Consider the following 17,530-nt stretch of genomic DNA (forward strand, 5'->3'; position numbering starts at 1 on the left):
AACCATGACCAATATCGCTTCCGAACACGACACTTCCAACCCGAGCCTGATGGCAACGGCGGTGAAGGAAGGCATCTTTGCGGGCATCGTCTCGCTCGGCATGTTCATTCTCTACGTCGGCATCGTCACCTATCAGGACATCAACAACCAGCTCATCTGGGGCACCCGCTGGGGCCTGCTGGCGGTCTTCGTGGGTGTTGCCGCCGTCGGCCGTTTCCTGATGGTGGGCTTCATCAAGCCGTCGCTGGATCGCCGCAAGCTCGCCAAGGCCAAAAGCGGCATTCTGGAAATTTCCGAGGAAAAAGGCTTTTTTCACAAGCATTTCCTGAAGCTGGCGCTGGTTTTGCTGCTGCTTTATCCTGTGATCGCCGTGCAATTGTTCGGCTTTCAGGGTTCTCTGAAATTCGTCGACAATTTCGGCATCCAGATCCTGATCTACGTGATGCTGGCCTGGGGCCTCAATATTGTCGTCGGCCTCGCCGGCCTGCTCGATCTCGGTTACGTGGCCTTTTATGCGGTCGGCGCCTATTCCTATGCGCTGCTCTCCAGCCATTTCGGCCTGTCCTTCTGGGTGCTTCTGCCGGTTGCCGGCATTCTTGCGGGTTTCTGGGGCATCATTCTCGGCTTCCCGGTCCTGCGGCTTCGCGGCGACTATCTGGCGATCGTCACGCTCGCCTTCGGTGAGATCATCCGTCTCGTGCTCCTGAACTGGACGGATGTGACCAAGGGCACCTTCGGCATTTCCGGCATCGCCAAGGCGTCCGTCTTCGGCATCTGGTCCTTCGATGTCGGCGCGCCGAACAATTTCGCCAAGGCCTTCGGCCTGTCGATGTCGTCCGCCTATTACAAGATCTTCCTGTTCTACGTGATCCTGCTTCTGTGCATGCTGACGGCCTACGTCACCATCAAGCTGCGCCGCATGCCGATCGGCCGTGCATGGGAAGCGCTGCGTGAGGATGAGATCGCCTGCCGTTCGCTCGGCATCGATACCGTCATCACCAAGCTCACCGCCTTTGCGACGGGCGCCATGTTCGGCGGTTTCGCCGGCTCGTTCTTCGCCGCGCGTCAGGGTTTCGTGTCACCGGAAAGCTTCGTCTTCCTGGAATCGGCCGTCATCCTCGCCATCGTCGTTCTCGGCGGCATGGGGTCGCTTACCGGCATCGCCATTGCGGCGCTGGTCATGGTCGGCGGCACCGAGGCGCTGCGTGAAATGGAATTCCTGAAGCATGTCTTCGGGCCCGATTTCACGCCGGAACTTTATCGCATGCTGCTGTTCGGTCTCGCCATGGTCATCGTCATGCTGTTCAAGCCGCGCGGTTTCGTCGGCTCGCGTGAACCCACGGCCTTCCTGAAAGAACGCAAGGCCGTCTCCGGCAGCTTTACCAAGGAAGGTCACGGTTGATGGCTTCCGGAACGACAACAATGGCAAATGATACGATCCTCAAGGTCGAACATCTCTCGATGCGCTTCGGCGGCCTGATGGCCATCAACGACTTCTCCTTCGAGGCGAAGCGCGGCGAGATCACGGCGCTTATCGGCCCCAACGGTGCCGGAAAGACCACGGTTTTCAACTGCATCACCGGCTTCTACAAGCCGACGATGGGCATGATCACCATGCGTCAGCAAAATGGCGAGGCGCATCTTCTGGAGCGCCTGCCGGATTTCGAGATCACCAAGAAGGCGAAGGTGGCGCGTACCTTCCAGAACATCCGCCTGTTCTCGGGTCTGACGGTTCTGGAAAACCTTCTCGTGGCGCAGCACAATGCGCTGATGAAGGCGTCGGGTTACACCATTCTCGGCCTTCTTGGCCTGCCGGCCTACAAAAAGGCGGTCAACAGTTCGATCGAGAAAGCCAAATACTGGCTGGACAAGGCTGACCTCACCGACCGCGCCGACGATCCGGCCGGCGACCTGCCCTATGGCGCGCAGCGCCGTCTGGAAATCGCCCGCGCCATGTGCACGGGGCCGGAACTTCTCTGCCTCGACGAACCGGCGGCGGGTCTCAACCCCAAGGAATCGCTGGCGCTCAACGCGCTGCTGCGGGGCATCCGCGACGAGGGGACGTCTCTGCTTCTGATCGAGCACGACATGTCGGTGGTGATGCAGATTTCGGACCATGTCGTGGTTCTCGAATATGGCCAGAAGATTTCCGACGGTTCGCCGGACCATGTGAAGAACGACCCAAGGTCATCGCCGCCTATCTGGGTGTCGAGGATGATGAAGTGGAAGACGTGATTGCGGAAGAACTCGACGGAGGAGCGGCCTGATGTCTGGTGAACCGCTTCTTAAAGTTCAGGGTGTCGAAACCTATTATGGCAATATCCGCGCTCTGGCGGGTGTCGATGTCGAAGTCAACAAGGGTGAGATCGTCAGCCTGATCGGTGCCAACGGCGCCGGCAAGTCGACGCTGATGATGACCATCTGCGGCAGCCCGCAGGCGCGTGTCGGCCAGGTGACTTTCGACGGCGAGGATATTACCCGTCTACCGACCCATCTGATCGCCCGCAAACGCATTGCCCAGTCGCCTGAAGGCCGCCGGATTTTCCCGCGCATGACGGTGCTGGAAAACCTGCAGATGGGCGCCAATCTCGACAACCTCAAATATTTCAAAGAGGACGTCGAGAAAATCTTCGTCATGTTCCCGCGGCTGAAAGAGCGCCAGAGCCAGCGTGGCGGCACGCTTTCCGGCGGCGAGCAGCAGATGCTCTCCATTGGCCGCGCGCTGATGGCAAGGCCGAAGCTTCTGCTTCTCGATGAACCGTCGCTGGGTCTCGCACCGCTGATCGTCAAGGGCATCTTCGAAGCGATCAAAAAACTCAACCAGGAGGAGGGGCTGACGGTCTTCCTCGTGGAGCAGAACGCCTTTGCCGCGCTCAAGCTTTCCGACCGCGCCTATGTGATGGTCAACGGCAAGGTGACGATGAGCGGTTCGGGCAGGGAGCTGCTGGCCGATCCGCAGGTACGCGCCGCCTATCTGGAAGGCGGCCGGCACTGAAAGATTTTACTTGCGCCGAAAATTTTGCGGCGCAAGATTGCAAACGGCATCCCGCCGGCCTTCTGGCAAGCGGCGGGATGTAAACAATAAAATGCCCTCCGGGAAAACGGCGGGACGACAGACAAGGCAGGGCTGGCGCATCGCGCCCGGCACTGATGGGGAAAGAGATGCAGGGCCTTTTTTTCGAGACCGATAGCGGCGTGCGTTATATTCTGCGCGCACTGGTTGTTCTTCTGGGTTTCTGGACCGCCTGGCGCGCGGGAAAATCCGTCGCCGATGGCTGGGGTGGTTACCCGCGTGTGGTCATCTACACGCTGGCATTGGGGCTCGTCATGCGGTTTCTGCATCACGCGCTCTTCAACGGACCGTTCATAAACGGTTTTTACTATGTGTTTGACGTCGTTCTTCTTCTGGTCTTTTCCAGCATCGGTTTCCGCATGCGCCGGACGAACCAGATGGTCAATAACTACTATTGGCTTTACGATCGCACGTCGGCATTCTCCTATAAGAAGAAGGATTGACAGCCGGATTCGTCCGACTGCACAATGCTCGTTAGAGTGGAACAGTTTCCTGTTCAGTGAAGGTGGGTACTGAACAGGCCCTAGTAACCAACCCATCCAAAGGAACTGGGAGTAAAGTAATGAAGAAGTCTCTTCTTTCCGCCGTTGCGCTGACCGCCATGGTCGCCTTCAGCGGTTCGGCCTGGGCCGATGTCCTGATCGCTGTCGGCGGCCCGCTGACCGGCCCGAACGCTGCTTTCGGTGCTCAGCTTCAGAAGGGTGCCGAGCAGGCTGCGAAAGACATCAACGCTGCCGGCGGCATCAACGGCGAACAGATCAAGATCGTGCTGGGCGATGACGTTTCCGACCCCAAGCAGGGTATCTCGGTTGCCAATAAATTCGTTGCTGATGGCGTGAAATTCGTCGTCGGCCACTTCAACTCCGGCGTTTCCATTCCGGCTTCCGAAGTTTATGCCGAAAACGGCATTCTCGAAGTAACGCCTGCTGCGACCAACCCCGTTTTCACCGAGCGCGGCCTGTGGAACACCTTCCGCACCTGCGGTCGTGACGACCAGCAGGGCGGCATCGCCGGCAAGTATCTGGCCGACCACTACAAGGACGCCAAGATCGCCATCATTCACGACAAGACCCCCTATGGTCAGGGGCTTGCCGATGAAACCAAGAAGGCAGCCAATGCGGCCGGCCTGACGGAAGCCATGTATGAAGGCGTCAATGTCGGCGACAAGGACTTCTCCGCGCTGATTTCCAAGATGAAGGAAGCTGGCGTCACGGTTATCTACTGGGGCGGCCTGCACACGGAAGCCGGTCTGATCATCCGCCAGGCGGCCGATCAGGGCCTGAAGGCGAAGCTCATCTCGGGTGACGGCATCGTCTCGAACGAACTCGCCTCCATCGCCGGCGACGCTGTCGAAGGCACGCTCAACACCTTCGGTCCCGATCCGACGCTGCGTCCTGAAAACAAGGAACTGGTAGAGAAGTTCAAGGCCGCCGGCTTCAACCCGGAAGCCTACACCCTCTACTCCTACGCCGCCCTGCAGGCGATTGCCGGCGCTGCCAAGGCTGCCGGTTCGGTTGAGCCGGAAAAGGTTGCCGAAGCTCTGAAGAAGGGCACCTTCCCGACCGCGCTCGGCGACATCTCCTTCGACGAGAAGGGCGACCCGAAGCTTCCCGGCTACGTCATGTACGAGTGGAAGAAGGGCCCGGACGGCAAGTTCAGCTACTTCCAGCAGGGGACGTGAGTCTTACTGGATAATTGCCTATCGAAGCCCGGCAGCGATGCCGGGCTTTTTTTGTTTTTATGGTGAGCGGCTGAACTCTTCTGGTGTCATCCTCGGGCTTGACCCGAGGATCTATCGCTGCGCGAGGAATGGATCCTCGGGTCACGCCCGAGGATGACGTCGAGTGTGAGAACACACACACACGCAGCCTGAGTTGCTGTGCTTCAGCCCACTTTCGCCGCCAGCCTCTCCAGTACCATATCGGCGCGCTCCGAAACCGGAGCTTTCGGCAGCACCACCGTTTCATAGTCCAGCCGGGCGTAATCACGCAGCAGGCGTTCATATTCCTCCACCGCCGCCTCCAAACCGTGTTTGCGCTCGCTGTCTCCCCGGTAAACTTCCGGCCAGGGTGGGGTGAGGAAAACCAGCCGGTTATAGCGGTGCGCGTGCCGCAGCGTTTCGATGAAGCTGTCGCCGCTGACGTGATGCAGCGCCGAGGTGGCGTCGATCAGGCCGCGGTCGAAAAAGACGAGGCCTTCTCGTGGTGCCATTTGCCGGTCTTCGAGCGCCATGGCGATTGCCCGGCGGGCGAAGGCTTCGATGTCGACCCAGGGCAGGGCAGTGCCGTTATTTCTCGTTTCCTCAATGACGATGCGCCTTCCCGGTTCCTCGACGGTTGCGAAACCGCGCCGGGCAAGCTCGGCAAGAAGAGTGGACTTGCCGCCGCCGGAACAGCCGGAAAGGATGATGAAACGGTCCATGGAAAGCTCCGTTGTTTGGTTTGGGCTGGATATAAGGTGATCTTGGGAGTTACGGCATCGCCGCATGTTTTCTTCTCCCCGCCGGGGAGAAGGTCGCGGCAGCGGGATGAGGGGGCGAGGGTCGAGATATGCGGAGAGCTAGCCCCCTCATCCGACCCTTCGGGCCACCTTCTCCCCGGTGGGGAGAAGAAACAGGCGGCCACCGCTCCGCGAAGAAGCCAATGCTTAGCGTTCAAGCGGAAAATATATGTTTTCTGAACCTTGCCACACTAAATGTGCTCGTCACCCCTGATGCAATATATGCGCCGCCTTCACAGCCGCCGATGCCCGGTTTTCCACCCCGAGCTTCACATAGATCTGCTCCAGATGCTTGTTCACGGTTCTGGCGGAAAGGCCGAGGATATCGCCGATATCGCGGTTGGATTTGCCCTTCGCGATCCACAGCAGCACTTCCGATTCCCGGGCGGTGAGGGAAAAATGCTCGCGCAGCAGGTGATCGCCGGATTTCTCATTGGCGGCGGTGAGGCGGAAGAGGAATTCATCCGGCCCCATGGCGCCGAGGAAGGATAGCTGCAGGGCAGGCCGCCCGGCCTCGGTGATCGTCAGCGGCACGTCGCGGCCGGTTTCCGCCGCCGCCCGTTCTGCGAGCCAGCGGCCAATATGGCTGGTGACGATTTCCATGCCGTCGTCGCGGCCGGTGGCGGCGTTGACGAGGCGCGTCGCCTGCGGTGTCGACCAGTGGATGGCGCCGTTGGCGCGCACGGCGAGCAGGTGGCGGCCGGCGGCGTCGAGCGCGACGCGGGCGCTTTGCGCCGAGCGGGCATTGGAGAGATGGACGCGGATGCGGGCGCGCAGTTCATCTATATTGATCGGCTTGGTCAGATAATCGACGCCGCCGGATTCGAGCGCCCGCACTACATGTTCTGTTTCCGTCAGTCCGGTCATGAAGATGACGGGCACCTGCGCCACCGCCGCATTGGCCTTCAGGCGGCGGCAGGTCTCGAAACCGTCCATGGCCGGCATGACGGCGTCGAGCAGGATGATATCGGGCGTGATGCGTTCGGCAATGTTGAGCGCGGCCTGTCCCGAGGTGGCGATGAGGGCGGAGAAGCCGGACTGTTCTAGCGCATCGGTAAGAAACCCGAGAGCTTCCGGGCTGTCATCCACCAGCAATACGATGTCTCTCGGGGCCGCCGCCTGACCGCTCATGCCTTGCCGTCTCCCATGTCGCTATCTGCAAACCGTTTGAGAAAATGCGCGTAACCGGCCAGATCGAAGGCCTGCACATAGATGCCGAGCTCCTGCGTGAAGGGCAGATTTTCCGTGTTGCGGGCAAGATCGGCGAGTTTCGCCTCGATGCCGCGTATGTAGCCTATTTCGCCGAGCCGCTGCAAATCCTGAATGTGAATTGCGCCGGGATGGACGATCTGCGCCACGGGCGGCGGCGATGGCGGGGGCGGCATATCCGCCTCGTAGATCCATTTCAGGCCGAGATGCACGGCAAGCCTGTCGCAAAGCTGGCGGATATCGACAGGCTTGGCGATGGCGTCATTGTGGTTGTCTTCTCCAGCACCCGCCACGGTTCCGTCACCGATATTGGCCGAGAGCATGATGAGCGGGGCGGTCTGGCCGGCTTCACGCAGTTTCGTCACAAGCTGCCAGCCGGTCATGCCGGGCATGGAAATATCGATGAGAAAGAGATCGGGCTGCACGCCTTCGATGAGTGTCAGGCAGTCCGGCCCGCTCTGGGCGGTCAGCACCACGAAATCGAGCGGCGAAAGCACCTGCCGCATCAACTCGCGGTGATCCTCGTTGTCATCAACCACCACGATGGTGCGGCGCGGGCCGGAATAGGAGCGGATGGTCTTTTCTGCCGCAGGTGCCGTGCTTGGCCGGTGCACGGCAGAGAGCATGAGGCGGACGCGAAAGGTGGAGCCCTCATCTTTTTCGCTGGAGACGGAAATCTCGCCGCCGAGCGTGTTGGTGAGAAGCCTCGTAATGGTGAGCCCTAGGCCGAGGCCCGGCATGGGGCGCACGCTTTCGGCCTCGCCGCGCTGGAAAGGCTCGTAGATGCGGGCAAGATCTTTTTCGGCAATGCCGCGCCCGGTATCGGAAACCGTGAAGCTCGCGACCTGGCTGCGATAGGCGACATCGAAGGTGACGCTGCCCTCGTCGGTGAACTTGATGGCATTTGAGAGCAGGTTGACGAGAATCTGGCGCAGACGCTTTTCATCCGTGCGCACATATTGCGGCAGGGAATGGGCGCGCTCATGCCGGAATTCCAGCCCCTTGGCCTGCGCCTGCGGGCGGAACATGTCGACGATCTGGTCGAAGAAATCCTGAATGTTGATCTCGTTGGAATAGACCTGCAGACGGCCCGCCTCGATCTTGGAAATATCCAGAAGCCCGTCGATCAGGCCGGAGAGATGGTCGGCGGAACGGCGGATGACCTTGATGGCCGATTGCCGGGGCGGGGGAATGGTCTCATCGCGTTCGAGGATCTGGGCATAACCCAGAACGGCATTAAGCGGCGTGCGCAGCTCATGGCTGAGGCCCACCACGTAACGGCTCTTGGCGCGGTTGGCGGCTTCGGCCGTTTCCTTGGCGTCCTGAAGGGCGGCGTCGGTCTTTTTGTGGGCTGCGATTTCCTTGAGGAGCAATGTGTTCTGGCGTGAGGATTCCTCCTCCGCCACCACCCGGCTGTCATGGGCGAGAACCAGAAACCAGCAGACGATGCCGGCGATGACGGCGAAGACGAAGAACACGATGAGGATGGTGCGGTTGACCACATCTGCCGTCGCCGGCGAGGCGGTGCCGACCTGATGGGCGATGAGCGCTAATATGCCGCCAATGGCGGTGACGGCAATCGCCGCCGCCATGCCGTAGCGTCCGAGCCGGGTGGCGAGTTTGGCCACTAGCTGATCCGGCAGGAAGGATTTCGCGACGGTCGCGACCTGATAGTTCAGCTTGGCCTTCGGCTTGCACATATCATGGCAGCGGCTGTCCAGCGAGCAGCAGAGCGAACAGATCGGCGCGGCATAGGCCGGACACCAGGCCATGTCCTCCGGCTCGAAAGGGTGTTCGCAGATGGAACAGGTGATGCTGCTCTCTTCTCGCCATTTCTGACGCGGTTTGCGGGCCAGATAGAATTTGCCCTTCGTGCCCCATGCGATCAGCGGCGAGGTGATGAAGGCGACGATCAGCGTCAGATAGGGCGCGAGCGATGCGGCGAGCGGCCCGAAGGTGCCGAAATGCGCCATCAGCGCGATGGTCGCTGAAAGCGCCATGGAGCCGACGCCGACGGGATTGATGTCGTAAAGATGGGCGCGCTTGAACTCGATGCCGGACGGGGCGAGGCCGAGCGGCTTGTTGATGAAGAGATCGGCGGAGATGGTGCACAGCCACGCCATGGCGATGATGGAGAAGATGCCGAGCGTTTCTTCCAGCAGGCGGTAGATGCCGAGTTCCATCAACAGCAGCGCGATCGCCACGTTGAAGACCAGCCAGACGACGCGGCCGGGATGGCTGTGGGTGAGGCGGGAGAAGAAGTTGGACCAGGCGAGCGAGCCCGCATAGGCGTTCATGACGTTGATCTTCAGCTGCGAGACAACCACGAAGGCGACCATCAGCAGCATGGCCGCGGTTTCATTGGGGATCATGTAGCCGAAGGCGGTGAGATACATCTGCGCCGGATCGGCGGCGCGATCTACCGAAACGCCGGAGCTGAAGGTCAAGACCACGAGGAAGGAGCCGGCCAGAAGCTTCGGCACGCCGACAACGACCCAGCCGGCACCCGCCAGAAAGACCGCGATGCGATGGCGCAGGCGGCTTTGCCCCTCGGCCGGCAGGAAGCGCAGGAAGTCCACCTGTTCGCCGATCTGCGACATCAGCGCCAGAATGACGGCGGAGGCCGCGCCGAATTCCACGAGGTTGAAATCCGCGACCGTTCCCGGCGGGCCGGAGGCGTGGTGTATGCCGGCAAAGGCGCGCCAGAGATCGTATTTTTCCCAGTCCATCAAAGCGATGAACACGAAAGGCAGGACGTTGAGGATGATCCAGAAGGGCTGGGTGATGATCTGGAAACGGCTGATGAGTCGCACGCCATGGGTGACGAGCGGAATGACCATGACGGCGGAGATGATATAGCCGATCCACAGTGGAATGCCGAGCGCCAGTTCCAGCGCGCCGGACATGATCGACGCTTCGATGGCGAAGAGCATGAAGGTGAAGGCGGCATAGATCAGCGAGGTGATGGTGGAGCCGATATAACCGAAGCTCGCGCCGCGCGTCAGAAGATCGATATCGACGCCGTGACGGATGGCGTAACGGCTGATCGGCAGGCCGACGGCGAGCATGGCGATGGCGGCAACGAGGATGGCGTAAAAGGCGTTGGTGGTGCCGTAGGAGAGCGTGATGGCGCCGCCGATGGCTTCCAGCGCCAGAAAGGAAATCGCGCCGATGGCGGTGTGGGAAATGCGGTTGGAGGAAAATTGCCGGGCGCTCTTGGCGGTGAAGCGCAGCGCATAATCTTCCAGCGTCTGGTTGGCGACCCAGCGGTTATATTCGCGCCTGACGGGGATGATGCGTTGCCGTGCGGCCATGCCTATCTAGCGCCTTTCCGCAACGGGCCTCTCACAGCCGCACCGACATGCCGCCATCCACCGTCAGCACATGGCCGTTGACGAAGGAGGCCGCGTCGCTCGCCAGAAACAGGGCAGCACCGGCGATCTCATCCGGCCGGCCCCAGCGCTCCAGCGGCACCCGCAGCTTGGCGAAGGCCACCATCTCAGGATTTTCGGCAAGGGCGGCATTGGTTTCGGTGGCGAACATGCCGGGCGCGATGGCGTTGCTGGTGATGCCGCGCGCGCCATATTCCACGGCAATCGCCCGCATCAGCCCGGTCAGCCCCTGTTTGGCGACGGGATAAATCGCATCCCCCGGCCGGACGATGTGGCCGAGAATGGAGGTGATGGTGATGATGCGGCCGTAGCCATTGGCGTTCATGGCCTCCGCGGCATCCCGCGACAGCGAGACGGAGGAGGTAAGATCGGTGCGGATCAATTCCAGCACGTCCTCGTCGCTGAATTCGGCAAGCGGGCGGCGGTCGCGCGCGCCGACATTGTTGACGAGGATATCGAGGTGGCCGAACTCGTCCATCATACGGCGAACAAGGGCGCTGCCGGCTGCCGTGTCGGCAATATCGAAGGCGGCGTAATCGGCCTTGCCGCCAGCCTTGCGCAGCACATCTGTCGCCTGTTCCAGCGTTTCGGCATTGCGGCCGGTCAGCCACACATGCGCGCCCGCTTCGGCAAAGGCGCTGGCAATTTCAAAACCGAGGCCGCGGCCGCTGCCGGTGATGATGGCCGTGCGGTTTTCGAGAGAGAATTTCTGGAGAATGCCCATCGCTCACCTTCTTGCTTTAGAGCGTCGGACCGAAAACGACGGTGCGGTTTTCGGAAAATCCGAGGCTGTTGGTCAAAGCCACGCCGCTTGTTTGAGCTTGCGTATGGGAAGACTATGCCGTGTGCGGCGCTCGGCGAAAGGTCGCCTGACCGGCCCGGCCGTTCGGTGGACAGAAAAATGGCGTCGCCCGGTTGCGGGCGACGCCATGTCTTAGCTTATCAGGCAGCAGCCGACTTTGCGAGCGGCACTTCTGCAATCGTCTTCAGAACGACGGAAGCGATCTGGTAAGGGCAGCCCTGCGAGTTCGGACGACGGTCTTCGAGGTAACCCTTGTAACCGTTGTTAACGAAGGAATGCGGAACGCGGATCGAGGCGCCACGGTCGGCAACGCCGTAGGAGAACTTGTTCCACGGAGCGGTTTCGTGCTTGCCGGTCAGGCGCAGGTGGTTGTCCGGACCGTAAACGTCGATGTGCTCTTTCCAGTTCTTGGCGAAAGCGGCCATGAGGGCTTCGAAATATTCCTTGCCGCCAACTTCGCGCATGAACTTGGTGGAGAAGTTGCAGTGCATGCCCGAACCGTTCCAGTCGGTATCGCCGAGCGGCTTGCAATGGAATTCGACGTCGATGCCGTACTGTTCGCAAAGACGCAGCAGCAGGTAACGGGCGATCCAGATCTGGTCGGCGGCGCGCTTGGAGCCCTTGCCGAATACCTGGAATTCCCACTGGCCCTTGGCCACTTCGGCGTTGATGCCTTCGTGGTTGATGCCGGCTTCGAGGCAGAGGTCGAGGTGCTCTTCAACGATTTCGCGGGCAACCGAACCGACATTCTTGAAGCCGACGCCGGTGTAATAAGGACCCTGCGGAGCCGGGTAACCCTGTTCCGGGAAGCCGAGCGGGCGGCCGTCCTGGTAGAAGAAATACTCCTGTTCGAAGCCGAACCATGCGTCCTCGTCGTCGAGGATGGTTGCGCGGCTGTTCGAAGCATGCGGGGTGACGCCATCGGGCATCATGACTTCGCACATGACGAGTGCACCGTTGGAGCGGGCCGGGTCGGGATAGATCGCGACGGGCTTCAGCACGCAATCCGACGAGTGGCCTTCGGCCTGCTGCGTGGACGAGCCATCAAAGCCCCAAAGCGGCAGCTGCTCGAGTGTGGGGAATTCGTCGAATTCCTTGATCTGGGTCTTGCCGCGCAGGTTGGGGACCGGCTTGTATCCGTCCAGCCAGATGTACTCGAGTTTGAACTTAGTCATTACGAACCTCTCATAGGTAACAATGCGAAGCCTTGAGGCCTCCCGTGGCTTTCGCCACCGAAAGCGCATTCGCGTTCAAGGGCTGCCCCCTTAGATGCATGCCGCGTGCCAGATTGGCGATATCGGGCGATTTTTTCGAAAAATCTTTCAGGGGCCCTGTTGCGCAGGAGCCTGGATATCACGCGTGGCTGGTTCTGCTGCACTGCGGCAGACAAATTCACCGCTCATGTTTCATCATTGAATCCTGATAGATAGCCTGCGTCTCCCGGCGGAATGCCCTGCTGCGGTGCAATGATTTCGGTTGCGCGCGAGGGATTGGCATTTGCCCCAAAAACCGGCGCTTTCGGAATGGTTTTTCTTGTAGATGGGACGATTAGTGCCTATATTTTTCGCAAGGTGATTTTTTTTTAATCAAACGGAGCGAATCTGGCCTTTGCGGGTTAGCTCCAGACATAAAGTGCTTCGATGCAAACAAAGTGAGATGATCGAAATGGCAACTGGCATTCATCGCGAGACGGCAACGATCTATCAATTCCCGGTCGGCGGGCGCGCGGGTCTTTCCAAGTTCCGCAACAGCAGCCTGAACGACCTCGAGCGCCAGGCGCAGGAGCCGCATATCGATTTCGGTTCGTGGTATCACGACGATGCGATCCGCGACGAAGAGCGGAACGACAAGCCGCATTCCTGATGTGAGACCGTGCCGCGCATTTCTTCTCCCCGGCGGGGAGAAGGTGGCCCGAAGGGTCGGATGAGGGGGCAACCCTCCGTATATCGCGGCGCTCGCCCCCTCATCCCGCTGCCGCGGACTTCTCCCCGGCGGGGAGAAGAAACAAGCTGAGGCCTCCTGCTTCACAGACAAGCACCTTCAGGTTCAGCTTATTCCCTCCCCCCTGCATCTTTCGCCACCCCGCCTACGTCAATTGACGTATACGGTTTCGCTCTCACGAGATCGATAGTCCCTCCCAGCAGCGGCCGCAGATGCCGCTGAGCCTCCACGAGAGGCCAACAAGGAGAGGGGTTCTTCCGATGATATTCCGCAAGACGCTTAGTGCCGCGCTGCTTGGCGCGATCCTGTCCACCACCGCCTTCCATGGCGCTTTTGCCGCGGACGACACCATCAAGGTCGGCGTGCTGCATTCGCTGTCCGGCACCATGGCCATTTCAGAGACAACGCTGAAGGACGCCATGCTGATGCTCATCGACGAGCAGAACAAGAAGGGCGGCGTGCTTGGCAAGAAACTTGAAGCCGTGGTGGTCGATCCGGCTTCCGACTGGCCGCTCTTTGCCGAAAAGGCCCGCCAGCTGATTTCGCAGGACAAGGTCGCCGCCGTTTTCGGCTGCTGGACGTCTTCCTCCCGCAAATCCGTTCTGCCGGTCTTCGAGGAACTGAACTCGATCCTGTTCTATCCGGTTCAGTACGAGGGTGAAGAATCTTCGCGCAACATCTTCTACACGGGTGCCGCGCCAAACCAGCAGGCCATTCCGGCCGTCGATTATCTCGCCAGCACCGAAGGTGTGGAGCGCTGGGTTCTGGCCGGCACGGACTATGTCTATCCGCAGACCACCAACAAGATCCTGAAGGCCTACCTGATGTCGAAGGGCGTCAAGGAAGAGGACATCATGATCAACTACACGCCGTTCGGTCATTCCGACTGGCAGACGATCGTGTCCGACATCAAGAAATTCGGCTCGGCCGGCAAGAAGACCGCCGTGGTCTCCACCATCAATGGTGATGCCAACGTGCCTTTCTATAAGGAACTGGCGAACCAGGGCATCAAGGCCGAGGATATTCCGGTCGTCGCCTTCTCCGTCGGCGAAGAAGAACTTGCCGGTCTCGATACCGCACCGCTGGTCGGCCACCTTGCCGCCTGGAACTACTTCCAGTCCGTCGATGCGCCGGTCAATGCCGAATTCATCAAGACCTGGCATGCCTTTACCAAGAACGACAAGCGCGTGACCAACGACCCGATGGAAGCCGCCTATATCGGCTTCAACGCCTGGGTAAAGGCCGTCGAATCCGCCGGCACGACGGATACGGACAAGGTTCTGGACTCGATCATCGGCGTTTCGGTGCCGAACCTTTCGGGCGGTTACTCCACCGTCATGCCGAACCACCACATCACCAAGCCGGTGCTGATCGGCGAAATCCAGGCTGACGGCCAGTTCGAAATCGTGCAGCAGACGCCGCAGGTCGTGGGTGACGAGTGGTCGGATTATCTGCCGGACTCGAAGGATCTGATCTCGGACTGGAGGAAGCCGATGTCTTGCGGCAACTTCAATGTGGCCAGCGGCAAGTGCGGCGGCAAGGGTAGCTGATTAGCGGAGGTTCGGGGGGCCGCCCCTCTGGGGGCGGTGGCTTGAACTTCTATCGTTCGAAACTGAACAAGCATGCCCCCCTCTGCCCTGCCGGGCATCTCCCCCACAGGTGGGGAGATCGACTCGCAGCAAGGCCCCGCCCTTTCTCATCTGTCGAGATAGAGCGACGTGAGTGCGTCTTGCCGATCTCCCTCCTTGTGGGGGAGATGCCCGGCAGGGCAGAGGGGGGTGGCGGCACCCGCAGACGGCACTTCTACCGGAAACGCTCTAAGGAACCGACATGACGATCCGATCTTTTCTCGGAGCTGTTTTTTTCTTTCTCACCCTTGGGATCGCGGCCCAATCCATGGCGCAAAGCGACCCAAAGGCGCTGATCGATGCGCTCGGTACGGCGGATTTCAAGCAGGCCGAAACGTTGATCGGGCAGATTGCCGCCACCGGCGACGCACGGGTGGTGCCGGCGCTTGAGGCATTCGCATCGGGCGAGCTTTACGTCCGCAAGGCCGACAATCTGGTGTTCATGACGCGGGCCGCCGGGTCCAACTTCACGCTGATCGATCCGCTTTCAGGCGAAACCGTGGGCGAAGCGCCGAAGGCGGCCGTTTCGAAGATCAGGGTCAACAATAATCTTCGCCGCGTCATCCGCGCCGCGATGGGCGGGCTGACGCTGCTCAGCCCGGAAAAATCCGTGCGGCTTTCGGCAGCGGATGCCGTCTTGAAAGCGCCAAGCGCCGAAAATCTCGAATTGCTGGAAGCGGCCATCGCCAAGGAGGCCGATAATGAGGTGCGGACCCGGATGGAGGAGGCGCGGGCTGTCTCGCTGCTCTCCTCCGACCGGTCGCTCGCTGAGAAGAAGGATGCGATCGCGACCATCAAGAAGCTGGGCGGGCGCGATGCCATCGGCATTCTGATGGCGGCCTCATCGTCGGTGGATCAGAGCCTGAAACCGGATATCGACAGCGCCATATCGAGCATCGAAAGCTCCCTTGCCTTCTGGGATTATGCGCAGAATGTCTGGTACGGCCTGTCGCTCGGTTCCGTGTTGCTGCTCGCCGCCATCGGCCTTGCCATCACCTTCGGCGTCATGGGCATCATCAACATGGCGCATGGCGAGATGGTGATGATCGGCGCTTACTCCACCTTCATGGTGCAGGAGGTGATCCGTTCGAACTTCCCCGGCCTGTTCGACTGGTCGCTCGCCATCGCTCTGCCCGCCGCCTTTCTGGTGACGGCCTTCGTCGGCCTTGTCATGGAGCGCGGCGTCATTCGCTTTCTTTACGGGCGGCCGCTCGAAACGCTTCTAGCCACCTGGGGCATCTCGCTCATCCTGCAACAGGGCGTGCGCTCCATCTTCGGGCCGACCAACCGGGAAGTCGGCAGCCCCGGCTGGATGTCCGGCTCCTTCAGCGTCGGTTATCTCAATTTCACCTGGAACCGGGTGTGGATCGTCTGCTTCTCGCTTTCGGTGTTCTTCGCGCTGCTGGTTCTCCTGAAACGCTCCGCCTTCGGCCTGCAGATGCGCGCCGTGACGCAGAACCGCCGCATGGCCTCTTCCATGGGCATTCGCACCCCTTGGGTGGATGCCTTCACCTTCGCGCTCGGTTCGGGCGTTGCCGGTCTCGCCGGCGTAGCGCTGTCGCAGATCGACAATGTCTCGCCCAATCTCGGCCAGAGCTACATCATCGACAGTTTCATGGTGGTGGTGTTCGGCGGCGTCGGCAATCTCTGGGGAACGCTGGTTGGTGCCCTGTCTCTCGGCGTGCTCAACAAGTTCCTCGAGCCGACGGTCGGCGCCGTGCTCGGCAAGATCCTCGTGCTCGTTCTCATCATCCTGTTCATCCAGAAGCGGCCGCGCGGTCTCTTCGCACTCAAGGGAAGGGCGATCGAAGCATGATTACCGGCTTCCTCCTGCGCGCGCTCGACCGCCGCATCTCCATCGCCATCGGCATCATTCTGGCCATTGCCGTGCTGGTGCCGGCCTCCAACCTGCTTTTGCCGGCCGACAGCGCATTCCGCATCCCGACCTATATCATGTCGATGCTGGGCAAATATCTGGCCTATGCGCTTTTGGCGCTCGCGCTTGATCTGGTCTGGGGTTATTGCGGCATTCTCTCGCTTGGCCATGCCGCCTTCTTCGCGCTCGGCGGTTATGCCATGGGCATGTATCTGATGCGTCAGATCGGCACGCGCGGGGTTTATGGCCATCCGGTGCTGCCTGATTTCATGGTGTTCCTCAACTGGAAGGAACTGCCGTGGTTCTGGCAGGGCTTCGACATGTTCTGGTTTGCGGCGCTGATGGTGCTGGTGGTGCCGGGGCTGCTGGCCTTCGTGTTCGGCTGGTTCGCCTTCCGCTCGCGCGTCAACGGCGTTTATCTCTCCATCATCACCCAGGCCATGACCTATGCGCTGCTGCTTGCCTTCTTCCGCAACGACATGGGTTTCGGCGGCAATAATGGCCTCACCGATTTCAAGGATATTCTCGGCTTCTCGGTGCAGTCGGATGGCACGCGCGCCGTGCTGTTTGCCATGACGGCGGTGATGCTGGCGCTCTCGCTGCTGATCGCATCGGGCATCGTCAATTCCAAATTCGGCAAGGTGCTGGTGGGCGTGCGCGATGCGGAAAGCCGGGTGCGTTTCCTCGGTTTCCGGGTGGAAAACATCAAGCTCTTCACCTTCGTCGTGTCGGCCATGATGGCGGGCATTGCCGGTGCGCTGTTCGTGCCGCAGGTGGGCATCATCAATCCCGGCGAATTCTCTCCCGCCAATTCCATCGAAGTGGTGGTGTGGACGGCGGTGGGCGGGCGCGGCACGCTGATCGGGCCGATCATCGGCGCTATTCTGGTCAATGGCGGCAAGAGCTATTTCACCGGCGCTTTCCCTGAATTCTGGCTGTTTGCGCTGGGGGGTCTCTTCATCGCGGTGACGCTGTTCTTCCCGAAGGGCATCGTCGGCACCGTGCAGCATTATCTTGCCGGGCGTCGCGAAAAGCGGGGCGCGCGGGCGGCAGGCGCTGCCCAGCAACCCGGCAACGACAGCGCGGTTGCGCAACAGGCGGCGGAGTAAG

13 protein-coding genes and 1 pseudogene are annotated in these 17,530 nt (G+C 60.7%); 9 read left to right on the forward strand and 5 right to left on the reverse strand.

What is annotated here, in order from left to right; genetic code table 11:
* The first annotated feature begins 4 nt into the window (after positions 1–4).
* The 5 genes and pseudogenes from livM (at position 5) to G3A56_RS13860 (ending at position 4,754) form a co-directional block, all read left to right on the forward strand.
* Positions 5–1,402, forward strand: coding sequence for a high-affinity branched-chain amino acid ABC transporter permease LivM (gene livM, locus G3A56_RS13840; protein WP_082182826.1), 1,398 nt, complete (start codon positions 5–7; stop codon positions 1,400–1,402).
* A pseudogene (locus G3A56_RS13845) lies at positions 1,402–2,267 on the forward strand (ABC transporter ATP-binding protein). Before livM ends, G3A56_RS13845 begins: the two are co-directional and overlap by 1 nt.
* Positions 2,267–2,995, forward strand: a complete 729-nt coding sequence (locus G3A56_RS13850; RefSeq protein ID WP_003491772.1) for an ABC transporter ATP-binding protein — start codon at positions 2,267–2,269, stop codon at positions 2,993–2,995. The pseudogene G3A56_RS13845 and the gene G3A56_RS13850 overlap by 1 nt, the downstream one beginning before the upstream one ends.
* Positions 2,996–3,162: 167 nt before the next feature.
* Complete coding sequence (locus G3A56_RS13855; RefSeq protein WP_003491771.1) at positions 3,163–3,516, forward strand: DUF6867 family protein; 354 nt, start codon at positions 3,163–3,165, stop codon at positions 3,514–3,516.
* Between the two features lie 119 nt (positions 3,517–3,635).
* A complete protein-coding gene (locus tag G3A56_RS13860; protein ID WP_003491769.1) occupies positions 3,636–4,754 on the forward strand; it encodes a branched-chain amino acid ABC transporter substrate-binding protein in 1,119 nt (372 codons plus the stop codon).
* Positions 4,755–4,957: 203 nt separating this feature from the next.
* Here the strand turns inward: G3A56_RS13860 and G3A56_RS13865 are convergent, their stop codons facing one another.
* The 5 genes from G3A56_RS13865 to G3A56_RS13885 all read right to left on the reverse strand — a co-directional run bounded on the left by G3A56_RS13865 (position 4,958) and on the right by G3A56_RS13885 (position 12,150).
* A complete protein-coding gene (locus G3A56_RS13865; protein ID WP_082182825.1) occupies positions 4,958–5,494 on the reverse strand; it encodes an AAA family ATPase in 537 nt (178 codons plus the stop codon).
* Between the two features lie 282 nt (positions 5,495–5,776).
* Positions 5,777–6,703: a response regulator gene (locus G3A56_RS13870; protein ID WP_082182824.1), complete on the reverse strand. Its 927-nt coding sequence runs from the start codon at positions 6,701–6,703 to the stop codon at positions 5,777–5,779.
* The gene (locus tag G3A56_RS13875; protein ID WP_082182823.1) at positions 6,700–10,095 is read right to left on the reverse strand and encodes a hybrid sensor histidine kinase/response regulator; all 3,396 of its coding nucleotides are present in this window, start codon (positions 10,093–10,095) and stop codon (positions 6,700–6,702) included. The genes G3A56_RS13870 and G3A56_RS13875 overlap by 4 nt, the downstream gene beginning before the upstream one ends.
* Positions 10,096–10,126: 31 nt before the next feature.
* Positions 10,127–10,897, reverse strand: coding sequence for an SDR family oxidoreductase (locus G3A56_RS13880; RefSeq protein ID WP_082182822.1), 771 nt, complete (start codon positions 10,895–10,897; stop codon positions 10,127–10,129).
* A 218-nt stretch (positions 10,898–11,115) separates the two neighbouring features.
* Positions 11,116–12,150: a glutamine synthetase beta-grasp domain-containing protein gene (locus G3A56_RS13885; protein ID WP_035260390.1), complete on the reverse strand. Its 1,035-nt coding sequence runs from the start codon at positions 12,148–12,150 to the stop codon at positions 11,116–11,118.
* 481 nt (positions 12,151–12,631) lie between these two features.
* On the opposite strand from G3A56_RS13885, the gene G3A56_RS13890 reads away from it, so the two are divergent.
* The 4 genes from G3A56_RS13890 (at position 12,632) to urtC (ending at position 17,529) form a co-directional block, all read left to right on the forward strand.
* Entirely contained in the window at positions 12,632–12,838 is a 207-nt protein-coding gene (locus G3A56_RS13890; RefSeq protein WP_003491755.1) for a DUF2735 domain-containing protein, read from the forward strand.
* Between the two features lie 338 nt (positions 12,839–13,176).
* A complete protein-coding gene (gene urtA, locus G3A56_RS13895; protein WP_003520618.1) occupies positions 13,177–14,466 on the forward strand; it encodes an urea ABC transporter substrate-binding protein in 1,290 nt (429 codons plus the stop codon).
* Positions 14,467–14,746: 280 nt separating this feature from the next.
* Entirely contained in the window at positions 14,747–16,360 is a 1,614-nt protein-coding gene (gene urtB / locus G3A56_RS13900) for an urea ABC transporter permease subunit UrtB (RefSeq protein WP_082182821.1), read from the forward strand.
* Entirely contained in the window at positions 16,357–17,529 is a 1,173-nt protein-coding gene (urtC, locus tag G3A56_RS13905) for an urea ABC transporter permease subunit UrtC (RefSeq protein WP_082182820.1), read from the forward strand. The genes urtB and urtC overlap by 4 nt, the downstream gene beginning before the upstream one ends.
* Position 17,530: the final 1 nt, after the last annotated feature.

Source organism: Rhizobium oryzihabitans (genome assembly GCF_010669145.1).
Lineage (GTDB): Bacteria > Pseudomonadota > Alphaproteobacteria > Rhizobiales > Rhizobiaceae > Agrobacterium > Agrobacterium oryzihabitans.